General features: G+C 55.7%; 18 protein-coding genes, 3 tRNA genes and 4 rRNA genes. 9 read left to right on the top strand and 16 right to left on the bottom strand.

The features are described 5' to 3' along the window. Nucleotide 1: 1 nt before the first annotated feature. Nucleotides 2–1,093, top strand: coding sequence for an ABC transporter ATP-binding protein (locus tag ACL2XQ_RS23525; protein WP_410013296.1), 1,092 nt, complete (start codon nt 2–4; stop codon nt 1,091–1,093). A 30-nt stretch (nt 1,094–1,123) separates the two neighbouring features. Here the strand turns inward: ACL2XQ_RS23525 and ACL2XQ_RS23530 are convergent, their stop codons facing one another. Then, the gene (locus ACL2XQ_RS23530) at nt 1,124–1,876 is read right to left on the bottom strand and encodes an SDR family NAD(P)-dependent oxidoreductase (RefSeq protein WP_410013295.1); all 753 of its coding nucleotides are present in this window, start codon (nt 1,874–1,876) and stop codon (nt 1,124–1,126) included. 208 nt (nt 1,877–2,084) lie between these two features. Between ACL2XQ_RS23530 and ACL2XQ_RS23535 the strand changes: the two genes are divergently transcribed. Continuing rightward, nucleotides 2,085–3,008, top strand: coding sequence for an AraC family transcriptional regulator N-terminal domain-containing protein (locus tag ACL2XQ_RS23535; RefSeq protein ID WP_413739763.1), 924 nt, complete (start codon nt 2,085–2,087; stop codon nt 3,006–3,008). Between the two features lie 511 nt (nt 3,009–3,519). Beyond that, complete coding sequence (locus ACL2XQ_RS23540; RefSeq protein ID WP_410016717.1) at nt 3,520–4,038, top strand: hypothetical protein; 519 nt, start codon at nt 3,520–3,522, stop codon at nt 4,036–4,038. A gap of 426 nt (nt 4,039–4,464) precedes the next feature. Here ACL2XQ_RS23540 and rrf (ACL2XQ_RS23545) read toward each other — a convergent pair. The 7 genes from rrf (ACL2XQ_RS23545) to ACL2XQ_RS23575 form a co-directional block, all read right to left on the bottom strand. Beyond that, nucleotides 4,465–4,580: ribosomal RNA gene (rrf, locus tag ACL2XQ_RS23545) — 5S ribosomal RNA — on the bottom strand. A 35-nt stretch (nt 4,581–4,615) separates the two neighbouring features. Further along, nucleotides 4,616–4,691 (bottom strand) — tRNA-Thr (locus ACL2XQ_RS23550). Between the two features lie 58 nt (nt 4,692–4,749). After that, nucleotides 4,750–4,865 (bottom strand): 5S ribosomal RNA (rrf, locus tag ACL2XQ_RS23555). Between the two features lie 125 nt (nt 4,866–4,990). Further along, a 23S ribosomal RNA gene (locus ACL2XQ_RS23560) occupies nt 4,991–7,904 on the bottom strand. A gap of 377 nt (nt 7,905–8,281) precedes the next feature. Continuing rightward, a tRNA-Ala gene (locus tag ACL2XQ_RS23565) sits at nt 8,282–8,357 on the bottom strand. 190 nt (nt 8,358–8,547) lie between these two features. Then, nucleotides 8,548–8,624, bottom strand: a tRNA-Ile gene (locus tag ACL2XQ_RS23570). A gap of 75 nt (nt 8,625–8,699) precedes the next feature. Next, nucleotides 8,700–10,242 (bottom strand): 16S ribosomal RNA (locus ACL2XQ_RS23575). The 16S, 23S and 5S rRNA genes sit together here with 3 tRNA genes alongside, the layout of an rRNA operon. A 485-nt stretch (nt 10,243–10,727) precedes the next feature. Here ACL2XQ_RS23575 and ACL2XQ_RS23580 point away from each other — a divergent pair. After that, the gene (locus tag ACL2XQ_RS23580) at nt 10,728–11,270 is read left to right on the top strand and encodes a gamma carbonic anhydrase family protein (protein ID WP_410016716.1); all 543 of its coding nucleotides are present in this window, start codon (nt 10,728–10,730) and stop codon (nt 11,268–11,270) included. Nucleotides 11,271–11,350: 80 nt separating this feature from the next. On the opposite strand, the gene aroE is transcribed toward ACL2XQ_RS23580, so the two are convergent. The 5 genes from aroE to dprA are packed head-to-tail and all read right to left on the bottom strand — an operon-like array spanning nt 11,351 to nt 14,891. Beyond that, nucleotides 11,351–12,169 carry a shikimate dehydrogenase gene (gene aroE / locus ACL2XQ_RS23585; RefSeq protein ID WP_410013293.1) on the bottom strand — a complete coding sequence of 273 codons (819 nt, stop codon included), beginning with the start codon at nt 12,167–12,169 and terminating at the stop codon, nt 11,351–11,353. 15 nt (nt 12,170–12,184) lie between these two features. After that, nucleotides 12,185–12,754 carry an L-threonylcarbamoyladenylate synthase type 1 TsaC gene (gene tsaC, locus ACL2XQ_RS23590; protein WP_413723502.1) on the bottom strand — a complete coding sequence of 190 codons (570 nt, stop codon included), beginning with the start codon at nt 12,752–12,754 and terminating at the stop codon, nt 12,185–12,187. After that, nucleotides 12,744–13,301 carry a topoisomerase DNA-binding C4 zinc finger domain-containing protein gene (locus ACL2XQ_RS23595; protein ID WP_410013292.1) on the bottom strand — a complete coding sequence of 186 codons (558 nt, stop codon included), beginning with the start codon at nt 13,299–13,301 and terminating at the stop codon, nt 12,744–12,746. Before ACL2XQ_RS23595 ends, tsaC begins: the two co-directional genes overlap by 11 nt. 23 nt (nt 13,302–13,324) lie before the next feature. Beyond that, on the bottom strand, nt 13,325–13,798 hold the full coding sequence (locus ACL2XQ_RS23600) for a DUF494 family protein (RefSeq protein WP_410013291.1): 474 nt from the start codon (nt 13,796–13,798) through the stop codon (nt 13,325–13,327). Continuing rightward, nucleotides 13,770–14,891: a DNA-protecting protein DprA gene (gene dprA / locus ACL2XQ_RS23605; protein ID WP_410013290.1), complete on the bottom strand. Its 1,122-nt coding sequence runs from the start codon at nt 14,889–14,891 to the stop codon at nt 13,770–13,772. The genes ACL2XQ_RS23600 and dprA overlap by 29 nt, the downstream gene beginning before the upstream one ends. Nucleotides 14,892–15,017: 126 nt before the next feature. Here dprA and def point away from each other — a divergent pair, with 126 nt between their 5' ends. The 5 genes from def (at nt 15,018) to mscL (ending at nt 19,865) form a co-directional block, all read left to right on the top strand. Continuing rightward, nucleotides 15,018–15,533 carry a peptide deformylase gene (gene def, locus ACL2XQ_RS23610; protein WP_410013289.1) on the top strand — a complete coding sequence of 172 codons (516 nt, stop codon included), beginning with the start codon at nt 15,018–15,020 and terminating at the stop codon, nt 15,531–15,533. A gap of 22 nt (nt 15,534–15,555) precedes the next feature. After that, nucleotides 15,556–16,503 (top strand): methionyl-tRNA formyltransferase, encoded by a 948-nt coding sequence (gene fmt, locus ACL2XQ_RS23615; protein ID WP_413721556.1) that lies wholly within the window; start codon nt 15,556–15,558, stop codon nt 16,501–16,503. 82 nt (nt 16,504–16,585) lie between these two features. Next, the gene (rsmB, locus tag ACL2XQ_RS23620) at nt 16,586–17,911 is read left to right on the top strand and encodes a 16S rRNA (cytosine(967)-C(5))-methyltransferase RsmB (protein ID WP_410013287.1); all 1,326 of its coding nucleotides are present in this window, start codon (nt 16,586–16,588) and stop codon (nt 17,909–17,911) included. Nucleotides 17,912–17,921: 10 nt separating this feature from the next. Further along, complete coding sequence (trkA, locus tag ACL2XQ_RS23625) at nt 17,922–19,298, top strand: Trk system potassium transporter TrkA (protein ID WP_413721557.1); 1,377 nt, start codon at nt 17,922–17,924, stop codon at nt 19,296–19,298. A gap of 108 nt (nt 19,299–19,406) precedes the next feature. Continuing rightward, the gene (gene mscL / locus ACL2XQ_RS23630) at nt 19,407–19,865 is read left to right on the top strand and encodes a large-conductance mechanosensitive channel protein MscL (protein WP_413721558.1); all 459 of its coding nucleotides are present in this window, start codon (nt 19,407–19,409) and stop codon (nt 19,863–19,865) included. A 65-nt stretch (nt 19,866–19,930) separates the two neighbouring features. On the opposite strand, the gene ACL2XQ_RS23635 is transcribed toward mscL, so the two are convergent. The 3 genes from ACL2XQ_RS23635 to rplQ all read right to left on the bottom strand — a co-directional run bounded on the left by ACL2XQ_RS23635 (nt 19,931) and on the right by rplQ (nt 21,282). Beyond that, nucleotides 19,931–20,185 (bottom strand): alternative ribosome-rescue factor A, encoded by a 255-nt coding sequence (locus tag ACL2XQ_RS23635; RefSeq protein ID WP_410016714.1) that lies wholly within the window; start codon nt 20,183–20,185, stop codon nt 19,931–19,933. Nucleotides 20,186–20,333: 148 nt separating this feature from the next. After that, complete coding sequence (locus tag ACL2XQ_RS23640; protein WP_410013284.1) at nt 20,334–20,711, bottom strand: DUF1992 domain-containing protein; 378 nt, start codon at nt 20,709–20,711, stop codon at nt 20,334–20,336. A 175-nt stretch (nt 20,712–20,886) separates the two neighbouring features. After that, nucleotides 20,887–21,282, bottom strand: coding sequence for a 50S ribosomal protein L17 (rplQ, locus tag ACL2XQ_RS23645; protein ID WP_132923640.1), 396 nt, complete (start codon nt 21,280–21,282; stop codon nt 20,887–20,889). Between the last annotated feature and the right edge of the window lie 33 nt (nt 21,283–21,315).

Raw genomic sequence — 21,315 nt, forward strand, 5'->3', positions numbered from 1 at the left:
CATGGCCAGCGTCGAACTCGTCAAGATCGCCAAACGTTATGGCAAACATACCGTGCTTAATCCGCTGGATCTCACCATCCCCGACGGCAGCTTTACGGTGTTAGTCGGCCCCTCCGGCTGCGGCAAATCCACCCTGCTGCGCCTGCTGGCCGGGCTCGATACCGTCTCCGACGGCGATATCTTTATTGATAAACAGCGTATCAACGACCTGGATCCGGCGGATCGGGATATCGCCATGGTGTTCCAAAGCTATGCGCTTTACCCGCATTTGACGGTCGCGGAAAACCTGGCGTTTCATATGCAGGTAAAAAAAGTACCGCGCCAGGAACAGCAAAGCAAAGTTGAGCAAGTCGCCCGCATGCTGGGTATCGAACGCCTGTTGCGGCGGCTGCCGAAGGCGCTGTCCGGCGGGCAGCGCCAGCGTGTGGCCATGGGCCGCGCCATGGTGCGCAATCCCCGGGTATTCCTTTTTGACGAGCCGTTGTCCAATTTGGATGCCCAGCTGCGCATGGAGCTGCGCGCCGAGATTAAATCGCTGCATCAGCAGCTCAAAACCACCACGGTATATGTTACCCATGACCAGGTGGAGGCCATGACCCTGGCCGATCAAATTGTGGTGATGAAGGAAGGCAATATCGTTCAGCAAGGCAGGCCTCTGGAAATTTACGATCGGCCGGCCAATACCTTCGTGGCGCGTTTTATCGGCTCGCCGCCGATGAACCTGCTGGAAGGGAAGGTTGAGACACGCGATGGGATTGCGGGCGTAAGCTGTGGCGCACTGTGGTTCCCGCTGCCGGCAAAATGGCACGCTGCGGCAAAGCTTCAGGGCGGCGCGCCGGTGACGCTTGGCATTCGTCCGCATGATTTCCTGCGCCTTGATGCTTCGGAACAGCCCGCCGCCACGTTGCGCGTGATGGAGGTAACCGGCGAGACCAGCCTGCTGCACGTAGACTGGGGCGGTTTCCCGCTGCATGTCCAATTTGCCGGCCGGATCCTGTGCCAGCCCGGGCAACCGCTCTGGCTGGAAACCAAGGCGGAAAGCCTGCATTTGTTTGATACGCAAAGCGGCAACCGGCTTGGCGAGACCCGTTAAAGCGTAGGCGCGGGCGGCAATCCGCGTTGATCAGTAACCCACGCCTCGCACTCCGCCCGCGGCCCTAATGTATTCGCCTGTTACCCAATGTGCATCATCGGACGCCAGGAACACCGCAACGGGCGCAATGTCTTCCGGCTCGCCGAAACGGCCCAAAGGCGTTCCGGCAATAAGTTTTTCCCCCAGTTCGCCCGCAAAATGACCTTTCGTCGCAGGCGTATTGGTGTGGCCGGGCAGAATGGCATTGACCCTGATCCCACGGGGGCCCAGCTCCCTGGCCAACGCCAGGGTCAGGGTATCGACCGCCCCTTTGGTGGCTGAATAAACACTGGATGCAAGATAAGGGTCGGTGCTGAGGATGGAGCTGATATTGATGATGCTGCCCCCTGATTTGCCGAAATGCTTTACCGCTTCACGAACAGCCAGTAGATACCCCAGCACATTGATATTAAACTGCTGATGGAAGGCTTCCTCCGTAAGGTCTTCAATCATTTGAAACACCGCGACCCCGGCGTTATTTACCAGAATATCCAGCCTACCGTAGTCCGCTCTGACCGTATCGAACAAGCGTGTGACGTCGCGTGCCTTGCTCATATCCGCCTGAATAGAGACTGCGGTGCCGCCCTGCGCCTGAATCTGCGCGACAACCGCGTCGGCCTCGTCCTTGCTTGACGCATAGTTTACGACGACCGTCGCGCCCGCAGCGCCAAACGCTTTGGCAATGCCGGCGCCGATGCCTTTTGATGCGCCGGTGACAACCGCTATTTTGCCTTTAAGTTTCATATAATTACCTTTTATATCGTTGAGTAATGGCTCGCGGGGGTGAAGGTGGTCAGATCTCAGAGATCCGGACGCAACGCCCGCTTGCCAATAGCATAGGGTCAACAGCCGGCCAGCGGCGTGCCCGTTCTTCTCTCATCCTTGCCTGATTTTCTCACTCCGCTTGCTTTGCCATCGGGTTTACCCCATAGTCAATTGCATGAATAATGCAATGGATGAGCTGCGCAGCATCGTTATGCGTGCAGGAAACACGTGGACAGATACCGGCCTATCGCACGTGACCATGGTGCGGGCCGAGGCGTGCGCGGATCGGGTTTATCAGCCCATGCTGCACTTGGTTCTACAGGGCTCCAAGACGCTCTCCATTGGGGATCAGGTTTTGGATTATGCAGCGGCGACCTATTTTCTTGTCCCCGTGGATGTACCCGCCACCGGCGAGATCCATTCGAGCGGACCGGGGCAGCCCTATCTTGCGATCGGCCTGGCCCTTGATGTCAAGGTCATCGCCACGTTGCTCGCTGGTGAGTCCGAAGCGGACGCGCGTCCAAACACGGGGGGCTTTTCCGCGGTGACCGCGCCTGCTGAAATGATTGATGCATGGTTGCGTATGATGAGACTTATCAATCGCCCGCGAGAAGCCGCGATCCTTGCCCCCATGATCGAGCGGGAAATTTTGTTTCGGGTACTGCAAGGGCCGCTGGGAGGTATGCTGCGCGAAATCGCCCGCCCCGAAGGCCGTTTGTCGCAGATTCGACGCGCCACCCTGTGGATCCGTGAGCACTACACCGAACCATTCCGCGTCGAGTCGCTCGCGGCAATGTCCGATATGAGCGTCGCGGCTTTCTATCGTCACTTCAAATCCATCACCGCCATGACGCCGATTCAATACCAGAAGCGTCTGCGTCTGCTTAGGGCCCGTTGGTTGCTGTTGTTCGATCCTCAGGACGCCGCCGCAATCGCATTTACCGTTGGGTATGAAAGCGCCTCACAATTCAGCCGTGAATATGCACGCCTGTTCGGCATGTCACCGGTGCGGGATGCCGCCAGGTTCAGGTCAGCGCCAGCCTCAGGCGGCGCTTCAGTGATGGATGCGGGCGTTTCTGAAAGCTTAAGTCGCGTCTCTTCGTCCGGGTAGCGAACCGCCAGGGTTGATGTCTATGCAAAAGCCCGCTGTTGTCACCGAGGTTTTTTGCAATTGCATGCCTGACAATTGACGATTGCTTCTGACGCCAACGTTGCTGCGAAGATGCATAATGTCATCGGCACAGACTCGTCATTAAATAACATTACCGGCACAGACGCCTTCCTGTACCTATCCGGCTGATAAACTATAAAATAAAAAACGCCTGGCCAATGGGATTTATTACACAATGCTGTGCCATTATCTACCTCAGGGTAGCCGGTTATACTGACCGGGGGAATATGCTGAACGCAACCGGAAAGTGGTTAATCACAGGCTGGCAGCCAGGTTTGCAGCGGGTGGTCTCAGGCAAAATCTGATTGAAAAAATAAAGCCTTTTTCTTTGTGCGAATTTAAACTATATCTTAGATATATTCATTACAGAATTCTCTCTCCCCCTCTTGATGTTTTTTTTAATTATTTTCAGATAAAAGATATAATTTTTATTATCAAAGAGATTATTAAAATGTTTAAAAACTCAAGCAAAGCTTTATGTTTTTTTATACTTATCGTCGCCACCAGAACGTATGCCAGAGAGATAAACTTATATTCCGCCAATACCGGTTCGTTTGTGTATCACTTGACTGGTAATTATGGGCAATATAATGAGTTTTTTGATAATAAATTCTTATCAGTCGAGCGCAAATTTTCTGAAGATTCCAACTACAGTATATTGCTTGGGACGATGAACAACAGTTTCGGGGACCGCTGTCTGGCAATGGGATTGAGAAGGGACTGGATATCGGGTGACTCCGGCTGGGTTTTTAAAGGGATATATGGTTATACAGGGGAATTTTTTTTTGACGCTTTCAGTCGTTGCGGTGATCATGGCGCCTATAAAAATTTTAAGAAAGCGACTGGAATAGGATTTGCGCCATATATTTATCATGCTATTCAATACAATTTTACAGATTACTTCGGTATTGAAACTGGAATAATCATTCCTACCGTACTTGTCATCAGCGTGCAATGGAGCTTCAGATAAGTGTTTGTTACCCGTTATACGCAAGCCGGGTAACGAACCGCCAGGGTCATGGACATGAAAAAGCCCTCTGTTTACACAGAGGGCTTCGCCAATTGGATGCCTGGCAGTTGATGTCCGCCTGCGGCGGCCACCCTGCGGGCCGCCGCAAGCGGCGTTCAACAGGCTCCGCCTGTTGTCCTACTCTCTTACTCGAGTAGCGAACCGCCAGGGTTACGGACATGAAAAAGCCCCCTGTTTGCACAGAGGGCTTCGCCAATTGGATGCCTGGCAGTTGATGCCTGACGGCGTCAGGCACCCTGCGGGCCGCCGCAAGCGGCGTTCAACAGGCTCCGCCTGTTGTCCTACTCTCTTACTCGAGTAGCGAACCGCCAGGGTCACGGACATGAAAAAGCCCTCTGTTTACACAGAGGGCTTCGTCAATTGGATGCCTGGCAGTTCCCTACTCTCGCATGGGGAGACCCCACACTACCATCGGCGCTACGGCGTTTCACTACTGAGTTCGGCATGGGGTCAGGTGGGACCACCGCGCTAGTGCCGCCAGGCAAATTCTTTATTTGCCGAACTCTACCGTTAAAACTGGTGCTGATACCCAGAGTCGAACTGGGGACCTCACCCTTACCAAGGGTGCGCTCTACCAACTGAGCCATATCAGCGCTCAAAGCTTTTTTACCAACGCCTTTCGCTTCACTCAAGGTATTGGTCTTAATGGATGCCTGGCAGTTCCCTACTCTCGCATGGGGAGACCCCACACTACCATCGGCGCTACGGCGTTTCACTGCTGAGTTCGGCATGGGGTCAGGTGGGACCACCGCGCTAGTGCCGCCAGGCAAATTCGTTACCGTCCGCCGCATATCCTTCTATGCCACGTCCGTTTATCCGGAACAATCGCTGAAAATTCTCTCGCCGCCCCTCGGGGCGACGCTCTCTTTGCGTCAAACACTTTAGGTGTTGTAAGGTTAAGCCTCACGGGTCATTAGTATCGGTTAGCTCAACGCATCGCTGCGCTTACACACCCGACCTATCAACGTCATCGTCTTTAACGTCCCTTCAGGTGGCTTAAAGCCACAGGGAAGACTCATCTCGAGGCAAGTTTCCCGCTTAGATGCTTTCAGCGGTTATCTCTTCCGCACGTAGCTACCGGGCAATGCCATTGGCATGACAACCCGAACACCAGTGGTGCGTCCACTCCGGTCCTCTCGTACTAGGAGCAGCCCCTCTCAATCTTCCAACGCCCACGGCAGATAGGGACCGAACTGTCTCACGACGTTCTAAACCCAGCTCGCGTACCACTTTAAATGGCGAACAGCCATACCCTTGGGACCTACTTCAGCCCCAGGATGTGATGAGCCGACATCGAGGTGCCAAACACCGCCGTCGATATGAACTCTTGGGCGGTATCAGCCTGTTATCCCCGGAGTACCTTTTATCCGTTGAGCGATGGCCCTTCCATTCAGAACCACCGGATCACTAAGACCTGCTTTCGCACCTGCTCGAGCCGTCACTCTCGCAGTCAAGCTAGCTTATGCCTTTGCACTAACCTCACGATGTCCGACCGTGATTAGCTAACCTTCGTGCTCCTCCGTTACTCTTTAGGAGGAGACCGCCCCAGTCAAACTACCCACCAGACACTGTCCTCGACCCGGATTACGGGCCGGAGTTAGAACATCAAACATTAAAGGGTGGTATTTCAAGGTTGGCTCCATGCAGACTGGCGTCCACACTTCAAAGCCTCCCACCTATCCTACACATCAAGGCTCAATGTTCAGTGTCAAGCTATAGTAAAGGTTCACGGGGTCTTTCCGTCTTGCCGCGGGTACACTGCATCTTCACAGCGAGTTCAATTTCACTGAGTCTCGGGTGGAGACAGCCTGGCCATCATTACGCCATTCGTGCAGGTCGGAACTTACCCGACAAGGAATTTCGCTACCTTAGGACCGTTATAGTTACGGCCGCCGTTTACCGGGGCTTCGATCAAGAGCTTCTCCTTACGGATAACCCCATCAATTAACCTTCCGGCACCGGGCAGGCGTCACACCGTATACGTCCACTTTCGTGTTTGCACAGTGCTGTGTTTTTAATAAACAGTTGCAGCCAGCTGGTATCTGCGACTGGCTTCAGCTCAGGGAGCAAGTCCCTCCACCTAATGCCAGCGTGCCTTCTCCCGAAGTTACGGCACCATTTTGCCTAGTTCCTTCACCCGAGTTCTCTCAAGCGCCTTGGTATTCTCTACCTGACCACCTGTGTCGGTTTGGGGTACGATTCGATGTGACCTGGAGCTTAGAGGCTTTTCCTGGAAGCGTAGCATCAATTCCTTCACCACCGTAGTGGCTCGTTATCACGCCTCAGTGTTGAATGAAAAAGCGGATTTACCTGCTCTTTCCACCTTCACGCTTAAACCGGGACAACCGTCGCCCGGCGAACCTAGCTTTCTCCGTCCCCCCTTCGCAGTCACACCCAGTACAGGAATATTAACCTGTTTCCCATCGACTACGCCTTTCGGCCTCGCCTTAGGGGTCGACTCACCCTGCCCCGATTAACGTTGGACAGGAACCCTTGGTCTTCCGGCGAGCGGGCTTTTCACCCGCTTTATCGTTACTTATGTCAGCATTCGCACTTCTGATACCTCCAGCAGCCCTCACAGGCCACCTTCGCAGGCTTACAGAACGCTCCCCTACCCAACAATACCCGAAGGTATCGCTGCCGCAGCTTCGGTGCATGGTTTAGCCCCGTTACATCTTCCGCGCAGGCCGACTCGACCAGTGAGCTATTACGCTTTCTTTAAATGATGGCTGCTTCTAAGCCAACATCCTGGCTGTCTGTGCCTTCCCACATCGTTTCCCACTTAACCATGACTTTGGGACCTTAGCTGGCGGTCTGGGTTGTTTCCCTCTTCACGACGGACGTTAGCACCCGCCGTGTGTCTCCCGTGGTAACATTCTTCGGTATTCGCAGTTTGCATCGGGTTGGTAATCCGGGGTGGACCCCTAGCCGAAACAGTGCTCTACCCCCGAAGATGAATTCACGAGGCGCTACCTAAATAGCTTTCGGGGAGAACCAGCTATCTCCCGGTTTGATTGGCCTTTCACCCCCAGCCACAAGTCATCCGCTAATTTTTCAACATTAGTCGGTTCGGTCCTCCAGTTAGTGTTACCCAACCTTCAACCTGCCCATGGCTAGATCACCGGGTTTCGGGTCTATACCCTGCAACTTAACGCCCAGTTAAGACTCGGTTTCCCTACGGCTCCCCTAAACGGTTAACCTTGCTACAGAATATAAGTCGCTGACCCATTATACAAAAGGTACGCAGTCACCCTGATAAATCAAGGCTCCCACTGCTTGTACGTACACGGTTTCAGGTTCTATTTCACTCCCCTCGCCGGGGTTCTTTTCGCCTTTCCCTCACGGTACTGGTTCACTATCGGTCAGTCAGGAGTATTTAGCCTTGGAGGATGGTCCCCCCATCTTCAGACAGGATATCACGTGTCCCGCCCTACTCATCGAGCTCACAGCACTTGCACCTTCGGATACGGGGCTATCACCCTGTGTTGCCGGACTTTCCAGACCGTTCTCCTGATGCAAACGCTGATGGTGACTCTGGGCTGTTCCCCGTTCGCTCGCCGCTACTAGGGGAATCTCGGTTGATTTCTTTTCCTCGGGGTACTGAGATGTTTCAGTTCCCCCGGTTCGCCTCAATACGCTATGGATTCACGTAATGATAGTGCAACGAATTGCACTGGGTTTCCCCATTCGGACATCGCCGGCTGATAGCGCTTCATATCAGCTCACCGGCGCATTTCGCGGATTAGCACGTCCTTCATCGCCTCTGACTGCCTAGGCATCCACCGTGTACGCTTATTCACTTAACCTCACAACCCTAAAGTGTCTGTGTTGCGACTGGCTGCACACTGCCATGGCATCGTTGCGCGATGCTCGCCATGCTCATGGACATTGAGTCCACTCCGCTGGCTGCGCGCCGTGCGCCTTGCCCTGACACTGTTCGCACAGTCTCACCCTGGTGAGAGTAAACCCTCGCCTGGGCTACAGAGATTGCCATCGACACGGCAATCATTAGGTTTGCTTGCTTTGAGAGAATCGCATACTGATTTTGCTCAGCATGTTTTTTTCAAATTTTCAGCTTGTTCCGGATTGTTAAAGAGCATGTATTTCGCAGCATACTCATAAGAGTGTGCTCTGAAATAAATAAGAAAAACCAGACAATCTTACCACCCATCCCATCAGGAAATGGTGGAGCTAAGCGGGATCGAACCGCTGACCCCCTGCGTGCAAAGCAGGTGCTCTCCCAGCTGAGCTATAGCCCCAAGTCGTTTAACCTTTTAACATCAACCAGACTCTTTCCCGCACTGAAATTGCTGTGCATCAATTAAGCTACAAAGCAATGGCATTTAGAAAGGAGAACAACTTGATAGCCCATTCGTTTCCAGGCAAGGCGTGGGGTCACGAAGTTTATTGAAATAAACGAGTGGCGCCGCAACGCAGCATGGGAAGGAATGGTAGGCCTGAGTGGACTCGAACCACCGACCTCACCCTTATCAGGGGTGCGCTCTAACCACCTGAGCTACAAGCCTATAGAAGGTTTTTCTTGCTCGTTACAGTTATCAGACAATCTGTGTGGACACTACACAATCTAGTATCTATTTCGGTAAGGAGGTGATCCAACCGCAGGTTCCCCTACGGTTACCTTGTTACGACTTCACCCCAGTCATGAATCACAAAGTGGTAAGCGCCCTCCCGAAGGTTAAGCTACCTACTTCTTTTGCAACCCACTCCCATGGTGTGACGGGCGGTGTGTACAAGGCCCGGGAACGTATTCACCGTGGCATTCTGATCCACGATTACTAGCGATTCCGACTTCATGGAGTCGAGTTGCAGACTCCAATCCGGACTACGACGCACTTTGTGAGGTCCGCTTACTCTCGCGAGTTCGCTTCTCTTTGTATGCGCCATTGTAGCACGTGTGTAGCCCTACTCGTAAGGGCCATGATGACTTGACGTCATCCCCACCTTCCTCCGGTTTGTCACCGGCAGTCTCCTTTGAGTTCCCGACATTACTCGCTGGCAACAAAGGATAAGGGTTGCGCTCGTTGCGGGACTTAACCCAACATTTCACAACACGAGCTGACGACAGCCATGCAGCACCTGTCTCAGAGTTCCCGAAGGCACGTTCGCATCTCTGCAAACTTCTCTGGATGTCAAGAGTAGGTAAGGTTCTTCGCGTTGCATCGAATTAAACCACATGCTCCACCGCTTGTGCGGGCCCCCGTCAATTCATTTGAGTTTTAACCTTGCGGCCGTACTCCCCAGGCGGTCGATTTAACGCGTTAGCTCCGAAAGCCACGGCTCAAGGCCACAACCTTCAAATCGACATCGTTTACAGCGTGGACTACCAGGGTATCTAATCCTGTTTGCTCCCCACGCTTTCGTACCTGAGCGTCAGTCTTCGTCCAGGGGGCCGCCTTCGCCACCGGTATTCCTCCAGATCTCTACGCATTTCACCGCTACACCTGGAATTCTACCCCCCTCTACGAGACTCTAGCCTGCCAGTTTCAAATGCAGTTCCCGGGTTAAGCCCGGGGATTTCACATCTGACTTAACAGACCGCCTGCGTACGCTTTACGCCCAGTAATTCCGATTAACGCTCGCACCCTCCGTATTACCGCGGCTGCTGGCACGGAGTTAGCCGGTGCTTCTTCTGCGGGTAACGTCAATCAACAAGGTTATTAACCTTATCGCCTTCCTCCCCGCTGAAAGTGCTTTACAACCCGAAGGCCTTCTTCACACACGCGGCATGGCTGCATCAGGCTTGCGCCCATTGTGCAATATTCCCCACTGCTGCCTCCCGTAGGAGTCTGGACCGTGTCTCAGTTCCAGTGTGGCTGGTCATCCTCTCAGACCAGCTAGGGATCGTCGCCTAGGTGAGCCATTACCTCACCTACTAGCTAATCCCATCTGGGTTCATCCGATGGCGTGAGGCCCGAAGGTCCCCCACTTTGGTCTTGCGACGTTATGCGGTATTAGCTACCGTTTCCAGTAGTTATCCCCCACCATCAGGCAGATCCCCAGACATTACTCACCCGTCCGCCGCTCGCCGGCAAAGTAGCAAGCTACTTTCCGCTGCCGCTCGACTTGCATGTGTTAGGCCTGCCGCCAGCGTTCAATCTGAGCCATGATCAAACTCTTCAATTAAAAGCTTGATGCTCAAAGATTGTCATACTGTTAATCTTATGAATTAACTGTTTGTTCACTCTTCAAGACTTGGTATTTTTGTGTTTCGATACGGTCTTGTGAGTGCCCACACAGATTGTCTGATAAATTGTTAAAGAGCATGGCCAGCGTGATAACAAAACTCACCCGGCGCGGGTTGCGTATATTACGCTTTCCTCTTTCAGTGTCAAGCCCGTTCGGCCTGTCTTCTGACTCGTTTCCGGTACCCCGCGATGTGCTGCACGGTGCCGGTCGATGGAGGCGCATTATAGGGATCCGGATATATTGCACAAGCGTTTTTTGATCTTTTCTTGCCAACTGTCTATTTTTCATCCCTTATGCCCCGATCTTGAGCGATCGCTTCCCCAAAAAGGGGATTTTTCCGGATCTCCAGTGTTGATATCTATGCCGTTACGGCGATACAGTCGATAAAAACAGATCGATGGAAAGGTAGAAACATGTCGGAATTGTCAAAATCATTGCGCCCCTTCCAGGAGCGGTTTCCGATCCTGGGTCAACGGGTGATGATCGATCCCTCAAGCGTGGTGATCGGTGAGATCACCCTGGCGGATGACGTCAGCATCTGGCCGCTGGTTGCCATGCGCGGCGACGTCAACAATATTATCATCGGAGCCCGCACCAATATCCAGGACGGCACGGTGCTGCATGTCACCCATAGATCAGAACATAATCCGGCGGGCAATCCGCTGGTTATCGGCGAGGATGTTACCGTGGGGCATAAGGCTATGCTGCACGGCTGTACCATTGGCAATCGCGTCCTGGTCGGCATGGGGTCTATCCTGCTGGACGGGGTGGTGGTGGAAGATGACGTCATGATAGGTGCGGGAAGTCTGGTGTCGCCGGGCAAAAGGCTGGAAAGCGGCTATCTGTATCTCGGCAGCCCGGCTCGCAGGGTCAGGGCGCTTACGCCCGCCGAAATAGCGGGCCTGCTCTATTCAGCCAATAATTATGTGCGCTGGAAGGATCAGTACCTGGCCCAGGAAAAATAGCCGCCGGCGCCACCGAGCAGACCGGATAGCGGATAACACCGCCTGCCCGGCGGCGGCAAAGGGCAGGCGAATTCGCCGTTTCAGACAGACAGCTCGCTGCGCAACTGTTCCAGTACCGGTGCGATATCGGGCATCACCCCATGCCACAGCATAAACGAATAAGCCGCCTGGCCCACCAGCATTCCCAGGCCATCGGCGCTATGCCCGGCACCCTGCACGGCGCACCAGCGTAAAAACGGCGTCAGTCCGCGCTGGTAATACATATCGTAGCAGCGAACCTCCGGGGTAATCAGCGTTGTTGCCAGTGACGGGATCTCGCCATGGATGCCGGAGGTGGTGGCGTTAATCACCAGATCGAAATCCGGTGCGGCCAATTCATCCAGCGGCCGCGCGCTGATTTCGCCGGCATGGTGATAGAAGGACACCAGTTCCTGCGCCCGTTTGAAGGTGCGATTGGTGAGTACTATCGCGCAGCCAAAAGAGAGCAACGGCAGGATGACCCCGCGCGCCGCGCCGCCCGCGCCAATAAGCAAAATCCTGCTGTCATGCGTTATCAGTCCCAGGCGCTGCAAATCCGCCAGCAGGCCGATGCCATCGGTATTATCCCCAAGCAACGTACCGTCCTGCTGTTTTTTAACGGTATTGACCGCGCCTGCCTGGGAAGCCCGTTCGGTTAACTGATCGCATAGCGCAAACGCCCGTTCTTTAAAAGGCATGGTGATATTGGCGCCTTCGCCGCCGGCGGCAAAAAAATCGCGCAGGGTTTGCTCAAACGCATCCTCCGGGGCCAACACCCGCCCGTACGGATGGACGATACCGGTTTGCGCGGCAAACAGCGCATGGATATGGGGCGATTTGCTGTGGTGTATCGGATTGCCGAAAACGGCGTAAGTATCCATAAGCGGTTCTCCTGATTAACCCTGCCGGATAAGGCTGCCGGTTAATGCATCGCGAATTTCCGAAGGGTTAAGCCGCCCTTCCACCCGGTCTTCCATCACGGGAAAGTTATCGCCCAACTGCTGGCGAACCTCGGCGGGCGTGCGGCCAGGCGGTTGGCCGGTGACATTGGCGCTGGTTGAAACCAGCGGTTTGCCGAACGCCAGGCAAAGGCGCCGCACCGGCTCATAGGCGGTAACCCGTACCGCCAGGGTGGAAAACCGGCCGGTTAGCCAGCGCGGCGTTTCCGGACGGGCGGGCATCACCCAGGTCACCGGCCCCGGCCAGCGGGCAAAGACACGCTCCCGCTGCTGCGGGGTAAGCGCGGTATCGTCGATATAAGGCAATAGCTGTTGATAATTGGCGGCAATGAGAATCAGGCCTTTGGTCCAGGGGCGCTGCTTAAGGGCCAGCAGCGCCTGGACCGCCGACTCGTTATCCGGATCGCATCCCAGGCCGAAGACCGCTTCGGTGGGGTAAGCGACGATGCGCCCTTGCCGCAGCGTGTCCACCAGTCCGGCCAATGCCGGCGGTTGATTATTTTTCATCATTTTCTTTTATCGATACCGGCTTGGCGCAGCGCTTATCGGCACAAAAAAGCCGGGGCCCGCGCGCGGTGTTTTTTTCATATAGCAGCGGAAAATGGCAAAATTCGCATTCACCCGCCACCGGTTTGAAATTAAGCACAAACCGGCAGTGGGGATACTGGTCGCACGCATAAAAGATTTTGCCAAACCGGGAAGTGCGTTGTACCAGTTTGCCCGTTTTGCATTCGGGGCAACTGAAGGCGGTTTCATCCGGCTGGTCCATGGCGGCAATATAATCACAGTCAGGATAATTGCCACAGCCGATAAACATGCCGTAGCGGCCCTGGCGCAGCACCAGGCTGCCCTGGCACACCGGGCATGACTGCCCCTCAAGCACCGTGACGATATGGCCGTCAGCCTGCTGTTTAAGCGATTTAATATAAGCGCAGCGCGGATACTGGGAACATCCGAGAAAGGGTCCATGCTGCCCGGAACGAATCACGAGCTCTGCCCCGCATTCAGGGCAGAGTTCGGTTTGCCTTGCGTTAAAGAGCGCAGCTTTTGCCATAGGGATATATCGTCAGTGATTCTCTAGTGCAGACGGCTCTCATCTTCTTCGAATACAAGATCTTCCATCTGCTGATAGGCATTTTCATATCCGGGGATATTAAACAGCACCATCAGGATTACCCATTTAAGATCTTCCAGATCGAACTCGACGGCATCCAGTGCCATGACGCGATCGATCACCATTTCACGCGTTTCAAGGTTTAACACCTGAATCTGTTCCAGAAACAATAAAAATCCGCGGCATTCCGTATCCAGGAACTGACTCTCTTCATCCGTGTAAATGCGTAATGCCAGCGGATCACCGCCCATGGCGAAGGATTTGCCCTGTCCGTCCTGCAGATCGGCCAACTTCTCCAGCCAGTTGAGCGCATTGTAGATATCGTCCTGATGAAAACCCGCGCGGGTGAGATCGTCGGTTAACTTGTCCTGATCGACCCGCATTTCCACTTCATTGTGGATGTATGTTTCAAACAAGTACATTAGAACGTCGAACATGGCCTGCCCTCCTTAAACGGACATAGCCGCCGGGTACAACTGCGATCCAGCCTGCTAACTCCAGTTGCAATAGCTTTGACACTACCTCTGGTACAGACCGGCCGGCACGTTCAGCGACGACGTCAACAGGTGTAACCTCATCTCCTACGTTAGCCAACACCTCGGCAAATGGCAATTCAAGTTCGCATTCTGGCGCAGAAATAATTTCCGGCGGCGGCAAAGGCAGCCAATGCAGGCCGCCGCCGAGCTGTTCAATAATCTCCTTCGGCTGGGTTACCAGGTAAGCGCCTTGTTGGATAAGCCAATGAGTGCCGGCGCTCGCCGCGTTGCCCAGCGGACCGGGCAAGGCATAGACATCCTTGCCCTGATCGAGGGCGTAACGGGCGGTAATCAGCGAACCGCTGCGGGCGGCGGCCTCCACCACCAGCACCGCCTGGCTCAGCCCGCTGATAATCCGGTTGCGGTAGGGGAAATGCGCCGCCAGGGGCGGGGCGTCTAATGCCAGCTCGGATACCAGCGCGCCGCCCTGCGCCACGATGCGCCCGGCAAGCCCCCGGTGCCGCGACGGATAAATGTTCTGCAGGCCGCTGCCCAGTACCGCGATGGTTTTGCCCTGCGCGTCCAGCGCCGAGCGATGGCATATCCCGTCAATGCCGAGCGCCAGCCCGCTGGTGATGGCCAGGCCGCACCGCGCCAGATCGGCGGCAAAGAACGTGCCCCACTGCTCGCCGTAGCGGCTGCATACCCGGCTGCCGACCATGGCCAGCTGCGGGGAGGCCAGGCAGGCGGGGTCGCCGATGATAAATAGCGCCGGCGGCGGACAGGCGAGGGACCTGAGCGCATCGGGGTAGCCGGGATCGGTAAAGGGCACAAAATGATGCAGCGGATGCTCCAGCCAGCGCAGGGCGGCCTCAATGTCACCGGCGGGATATTGCAGGAAGCGTTGACGCTGGCCGGGGGTGAGACAGGCGTAAAGGAGCGGTTGCGGGCTAAAATCGCCGGGAAGGGGCAATTGTGACAGGCAACGCTGCACTTTGGCGCCGTTAACGCCTTTTACCGCCGCCATGCGCAGCCACATTTCCAGTTCAGTCATGGTTCCCCCGCGCCTTTTGCCGGCGTATGTCGTGACATTTGCTTGCGGATGCTGTCAATCAGGGCGGGAAATGTCTAGAATAAGAGACAGAATCGTTTTCATAATCGGACACAGATATAGACTCATATGCCAGTATTGCAGGTGTTACATTACCCCGACGAGCGGCTTCGCACTATTGCGAAACCGGTAAAAGAAGTTAACGACGCTGTTCGGCGTATCGTGGATGATATGTTTGAAACCATGTACGCAGAAGAGGGCATCGGCCTGGCCGCGACCCAGGTGGATATACATCAGCGGATTATCGTGATCGATGTGTCGGAAGACCACAACGAGCGCCACGTATTTATCAATCCCGAACTGATTGCCAAAAGCGGTGAAACCGGCATCGAGGAAGGCTGTTTGTCCATACCCGATCAGCGCGGTTTCGTACCCCGCGCGGAGAAGGTTACGGTGCGCGCGCTCGATCGCGACGGCAAGCCGTTCGAGCTGGAGGCGGACGGGCTATTGGCCATTTGCATCCAGCATGAAATGGACCATCTGGTCGGCAAACTGTTCGTTGATTACCTCTCGCCGCTAAAGCGCCAGCGCATCCGCCAGAAAATGGAAAAACTGGCCAAAATCAACGCCCGCGCCGAAAAATAACCGTCGCCATACAGGAATTAACGTGTCCGATTCTTTACGTGTCATCTTTGCCGGTACGCCGGATTTCGCCGCGCGCCATCTCCAGGCGCTGCTCGATTCCGCGCATCGGGTGGTGGGCGTCTTTACCCAGCCCGACCGCCCGGCGGGCCGGGGCAACAGGCTTACGGCCAGTCCGGTAAAAATTCTGGCGCAACAGCACCTGTTGCCGGTATACCAGCCCAAATCCCTGCGCCCCGCGGACAGCCAGCGCCTGGTGGCGGAGCTTGGGGCCGACATCATGGTGGTGGTGGCCTACGGACTGATACTGCCCCAGGCGGTGCTGGATATGCCGCGCCTGGGCTGCCTGAACGTCCATGGTTCGTTATTGCCGCGCTGGCGCGGCGCGGCGCCGATTCAACGCGCCCTGTGGGCGGGCGACAGCGTCACCGGCGTCACCATCATGCAAATGGACGCGGGCCTGGATACGGGCGATATGCTGTATCAATCAGCCTGCGACATAGAGCCCGGGGACACCAGCGCCAGCCTGTATGAAAAACTGGCTGCAATCGGTCCGCGGGCGCTGCTCGATACCCTGGCGCGCAGCGCCGCCGGCACCCTGGCGCCGGAAAAGCAGGATGAGAGCCTGGTAACCTACGCCGAAAAGCTGAGCAAAGAAGAAGCGCGCCTGGACTGGTCATGCCCGGCCGCTATGCTTGCGCGCTGCGTGCGTGCCTTTAACCCCTGGCCGATAAGCTTTTTTACCGTCGGCGGCCAGACCATTAAAGTCTGGCAGGCGGCGGCATTGGATTTACCGGCGCAGTCCGCCCCCGGCACGATTCTACAAGCCGATAAAAACGGCATTCAGGTCGCGACGTCCAGCGGCGCGCTCAATTTGACGCTGCTCCAGCCTGCGGGAAAAAAGCCCATGGCGGCGCAGGATTTACTGAATTCCCGCCGTGAGTGGTTTACCCCCGGCGCCATCCTGGATTGATGCCTCCCGGCTACCGCCCGGCAATGCCAGCAATGGCGCGGGCGGTTTAATTGCGGCCACCTTCACTTTCCTTCGGTCAACTATGAATAAACGATATAACCTCCGCGCCATTACAGCAAAGGCGGTGTCCCAAGTGCTGGATCACGGCCAGTCTCTGAGCCAGTTGCTACCGATGCTGCAGAGTCCTCTGGCCGATAAGGACCGCGCGCTGCTGCAGGAATTGTGCTTTGGCATTTTACGTACCCTGCCGCAGCTGGAATGGATAATCAGGCAGTTGATGGCAAAACCGCTGACCGGTAAACAGCGGCCGGTGCACTATCTGCTGATGGTCGGCATTTACCAACTGCTCTATACCCGCATCCCGCCCCATGCCGCGCTGGCCGAGACGGTGGAAGGCGCGGTAGTGCTGAAAACGCCGCAGTTGAAGGGCCTGGTGAACGGCGTGCTGCGTCAGTTCCAGCGTCAGCAGGAGGCATTGCTGGCCGCGTCCGCGCAAGAGGAAAGCCGTTTCCTCCACCCGTCCTGGCTGGTAAAACGTCTCCAGCAGGCATATCCCGCTCACTGGCAGGCCATTATCGAGGCCAATAACCAACGGCCGCCGATGTGGCTGCGGGTTAACCGGCTGCATCACAGCCGCGCGGCGTATCTCGCCCTGCTGGCGCAGGAGGGCATTGCCGCCAGCGCCCATCCAAGCCTGCCTGAGGCGGTTAAACTGGACGTTGCCTGCAATGTCGGCCGGCTGCCCGGCTTTGCACAGGGTTGGGTAACGGTGCAGGACGCGTCGGCTCAGGGCTGCGCGCTGCTATTGGCGCCGCAGGCGGGAGAGGATATTCTGGATCTGTGCGCCGCGCCCGGCGGCAAGACCACCCATATCCTTGAGCTGGCCCCCGACGCCCGTGTCACGGCGGTGGATATCGACCCCCTGCGTCTGGCGCGTATCGAGGAAAACCTGCAGCGCCTGGGACAGCGGGCCCAGGTGCTGGTGGGCGACGGCACCCGCCCTGGCGAATGGAACCAGGATCGGACCTGGGACCGCATACTGCTTGACGCCCCCTGCTCCGCCACCGGCGTGATCCGCCGCCATCCGGATATCAAGTGGCTACGGCGCGATCGTGATATCGGGGAGCTCGCGGCATTGCAGCGGCAGATCCTCACTGCGATCTGGCCGTTGCTTAAACCCGGCGGCACGCTGCTTTACGCGACCTGCTCAGTACTGCCCGAAGAGAACAGCGAACAAATCGGCGCCTTCCTGGCAAGCCACGCCGACGCCGTTTTGGTTGAAACCGGCGACGCCGACCACCCCGGCCGGCAATGTTTTCCCGCCGCAGATGACGGTGACGGCTTCTTTTACGCTAAGATGATAAAGAGTGACGCACCGGGCATATTGACCCGCACAGAATGGGCATGAAGAACCGACTATGAAAATAATAATCCTTGGGGCGGGACAGGTGGGCGGCACCCTGGCTGAAAACCTGGTTGGCGAAAACAACGATATCACCATCGTCGATACCAACCCGGCCCAGCTCCGCCAATTACAGGATAAATTCGATCTTCGCGCCATCCAGGGCCATGCCTCGCATCCACGGGTATTGCGTGAAGCCGGCGCGGAGGATGCCGACATGCTGGTGGCGGTGACCAATTCCGATGAAACCAATATGATCGCCTGCCAGATTGCCTATACGTTATTTAAAACGCCCAATCGTATTGCGCGCATCCGTTCGGCCGATTATATCCGCGAAGCCGCCAAGCTGTTTTCGCCCGAGGCGGTGCCCATCGATCATCTTATTTCCCCCGAACAATTGGTGATCGACAATATTTATAAACTGATCGAATACCCCGGGGCGCTGCAGGTGGTGAATTTTGCCCAGGGGAAAGTCAGCATCGCCGCGGTAAAAGCCTATTACGGCGGGCCGCTGGTGGGCAATGCCCTGTCCTCCCTACGCGAACATATGCCGCATATCGATACCCGCGTGGCCGCCGTGTTCCGCCAGGATCGCCCTATTCGCCCGCAGGGATCGACGGTGATCGAGGCCGGCGACGAAGTGTTTTTTGTCGCCGCATCGCCCCATATCCGGGCGGTAATGAGCGAGCTGCAGCGCCTGGAAAAACCCTATAAACGCATCATGATTGTCGGCGGCGGCAATATCGGCGCGGGGCTGGCGCAGCGACTGGAAAAAGATTACAGCGTCAAGCTTATCGAACGCGACCAGCAGCGGGCGGCGGAGCTGGCGGAGCTGCTGCATGACACTATTGTATTTTTTGGCGACGCCTCCGATCAGGAACTGCTGGCCGAAGAGCATATCGAGCAAATCGATGTCTTCATCGCCATTACCAACGATGACGAAGCCAATATTATGTCGGCGATGCTGGCCAAACGCATGGGCGCTAAAAAGGTCCTGGTGTTGATTCAACGCCGCGCCTATGTGGATCTGGTGCAGGGCAGCGTGATTGATATCGCTATTTCGCCGCAGCAGGCCACCATATCGGCATTGCTGGGCCATGTGCGCAAGGCGGATATCGTCAGCGTGTCCTCCTTGCGTCGCGGCGTCGCCGAGGCCATCGAGGCTATCGCCCATGGTGATGAAAGCACGTCAAAAGTGGTGGGACGCACCATTGATGCCATCAAACTGCCGCCCGGCACTATTATCGGCGCCATCGTCCGGGGCGACGATGTCATCATCGCTAATAAAAACTGCCGTATCCAGCAGGGCGACCATGTAATTATGTTCCTGACCGATAAAAAATTCATTACCGACGTCGAGCGTTTATTCCAGCCCAGCCCGTTCTTTTTATAAAATGCCGGCGCACCGGCACGCCCAATTGCCACAAATTGTTAAAGATTCTGGTAAAAACAGCATCCTTTGTTAGACTTAATTTGTCATTAACCAAGAAGGAGCAAGCCTATGAGTTTCCTGCAGGAATTCAGAAAATTCGCCATGCGCGGCAATGTTGTGGACCTGGCAGTCGGGGTAATAATTGGTGCCGCCTTCGGTAAAATCGTCACGTCGCTGGTGGCCAACGTCATAATGCCGCCGCTGGGTTTATTGATTGGCGGGGTGGATTTCCGCTCGTTCGGGTGGGTGCTGAAACCCGCGCAGGGCGATACGCCGGCCGTGGTATTGCAATACGGTATTTTCCTGCAGAATGTCTTCGATTTCCTGATCGTCGCCCTGGCGGTGTTTTGTGTTATCAAGCTGATTAACAGACTGCATCGCAAGCATGAAGAAGCCCCGGCGGCGCCGCCGAAACCGAGCGCTGAAGAAACGCTGTTGACTGAAATCCGCGATCTGCTCAAGCAACAGAACCAGTCGGTCTCCGCCTCCTCCACCTCGCTGCCACCGCAGCAGCCGCCGACGCTTTAGGACGTGATTCCAGTCAGTGCTGTTTAAAGCGCGCAAAACAAAGCGGTGAGTTATAGCGGGTCAGGCTAGACAGACTTCCGGTGCTGGCAACGTTCAATAAGGAATGCGCCGCAAACCAGAAAGCCAGTGGTAACGTTACGCTTGATGACGTTACCACTGGCCTCCCAGTTTTGGGCCTTAGCGTTTTTGCCTTTACGACAATAGCTGCCCTTACCCTTCACATTTTTCTCACGGCGCTGGCGAAACAGCGGATCGTGCAAAAGTGCCGCGATGGCATTGTCGTTAATAGTGCCTTTGGTATGGCGGTATTTCTCAGTCATCATATCCTCGCTAAATGATTTGTTTGCCGGCAGTAATACCAGCAAAGAGCCAACCCCCGGTATAAACCCAGCCGGTAAGCTGTGGGCGATATTATAGCAAACCGTACCAAACGCGAGAGCGGAAAAATAAAATATGTTGCCGGCTGGTTTAGCCTTTGGCCGCAGCGCCAAAGCGCCGCCGCAGCTGGTCATGATAGCCTTGATGCAAAAAATCGGTGCTGACTCCCGCCAGCCGCAGCTTGATTTCCAGCAGTCGCAGCCGCGCGCTGATTTCCTCATGACGGGCATCCTGCGCGTCTATGCCCCGCAGCAGATCGCTTAAACGCAGCGCATCCTTGCGATCCTGTAGCTCCGCCGGCAGATAACCGGCATTTTTCAGCAGCCGGTAGCCTACCCGCAAATCTTCGGGCACGGCGCTGTCGTCATCAAGCGTAAGGGGCTGGCCGTATCCCGGCAGGTTATCAAACTCGCCCTTTTGCTGGGCCTGCTGGATATGCCGCTCCGCCAATTCATCCACTAACCACATAACAACCGCTCCCTCTACAGACAGGTCATTGATGAGCATAACGCATTGCCGTGCGGATGATAAGCGCCGGCGGCGCACCGCCACAAACGCCCGGCATCGCAGCGGCGGCCGGCACTTTGTACCGGCAATAAAAAACCCGGCCGGAGCCGGGTTTTGGACGCGTACACGGGGCAGATTACTCTGTGACCGCTTCCGCTGGAACTTGGGATTCTGCAGCACGATCTAACAGCTCAATATAAGCCATCGGCGCATTGTCACCTGCACGGAAACCACACTTCAAAATGCGAGTGTAACCACCGGCACGGCTCGCGAAACGCGGGCCAAGTTCGTTAAACAGTTTTGCCACGATCTCGTTATCACGAGTACGGGCGAATGCCAGACGACGATTTGCAACACTGTCGGTCTTGGCAAGTGTAATCAGCGGTTCAACAACACGGCGCAGCTCTTTCGCTTTTGGCAGGGTCGTCTTGATTATCTCGTGACGAACCAGAGAGCCGGCCATGTTACGGAACATAGCCTGGCGATGGCTGCTGTTACGGTTCAGTTGACGACCACTCTTACGATGGCGCATGACCTTATCCTTCTCAGTAAAACCTTACCCTGT

The organism is Sodalis sp. RH14, from assembly GCF_047324285.1.
Classification (GTDB): Bacteria; Pseudomonadota; Gammaproteobacteria; order Enterobacterales; family Enterobacteriaceae; genus Acerihabitans.

Excerpts from the sequence above, each read along its gene's own strand:
- def (WP_410013289.1), top strand. The coding sequence starts at position 15,018 with ATGCCAGTATTGCAGGTGTTACATTACCCCGACGAGCGGCTTCGCACT.
- ACL2XQ_RS23640 (WP_410013284.1), bottom strand. The coding sequence starts at position 20,711 with ATGTGGTTAGTGGATGAATTGGCGGAGCGGCATATCCAGCAGGCCCAG.
- ACL2XQ_RS23635 (WP_410016714.1), bottom strand. The coding sequence starts at position 20,185 with ATGACTGAGAAATACCGCCATACCAAAGGCACTATTAACGACAATGCC.
- ACL2XQ_RS23535 (WP_413739763.1), top strand. The coding sequence starts at position 2,085 with ATGGATGAGCTGCGCAGCATCGTTATGCGTGCAGGAAACACGTGGACA.
- aroE (WP_410013293.1), bottom strand. The coding sequence starts at position 12,169 with ATGGATACTTACGCCGTTTTCGGCAATCCGATACACCACAGCAAATCG.
- ACL2XQ_RS23600 (WP_410013291.1), bottom strand. The coding sequence starts at position 13,798 with ATGTTCGACGTTCTAATGTACTTGTTTGAAACATACATCCACAATGAA.
- rsmB (WP_410013287.1), top strand. The coding sequence starts at position 16,586 with ATGAATAAACGATATAACCTCCGCGCCATTACAGCAAAGGCGGTGTCC.
- ACL2XQ_RS23525 (WP_410013296.1), top strand. The coding sequence starts at position 2 with ATGGCCAGCGTCGAACTCGTCAAGATCGCCAAACGTTATGGCAAACAT.
- rplQ (WP_132923640.1), bottom strand. The coding sequence starts at position 21,282 with ATGCGCCATCGTAAGAGTGGTCGTCAACTGAACCGTAACAGCAGCCAT.
- ACL2XQ_RS23530 (WP_410013295.1), bottom strand. The coding sequence starts at position 1,876 with ATGAAACTTAAAGGCAAAATAGCGGTTGTCACCGGCGCATCAAAAGGC.
- trkA (WP_413721557.1), top strand. The coding sequence starts at position 17,922 with ATGAAAATAATAATCCTTGGGGCGGGACAGGTGGGCGGCACCCTGGCT.
- ACL2XQ_RS23595 (WP_410013292.1), bottom strand. The coding sequence starts at position 13,301 with ATGGCAAAAGCTGCGCTCTTTAACGCAAGGCAAACCGAACTCTGCCCT.
- dprA (WP_410013290.1), bottom strand. The coding sequence starts at position 14,891 with ATGACTGAACTGGAAATGTGGCTGCGCATGGCGGCGGTAAAAGGCGTT.
- ACL2XQ_RS23540 (WP_410016717.1), top strand. The coding sequence starts at position 3,520 with ATGTTTAAAAACTCAAGCAAAGCTTTATGTTTTTTTATACTTATCGTC.
- mscL (WP_413721558.1), top strand. The coding sequence starts at position 19,407 with ATGAGTTTCCTGCAGGAATTCAGAAAATTCGCCATGCGCGGCAATGTT.
- tsaC (WP_413723502.1), bottom strand. The coding sequence starts at position 12,754 with ATGAAAAATAATCAACCGCCGGCATTGGCCGGACTGGTGGACACGCTG.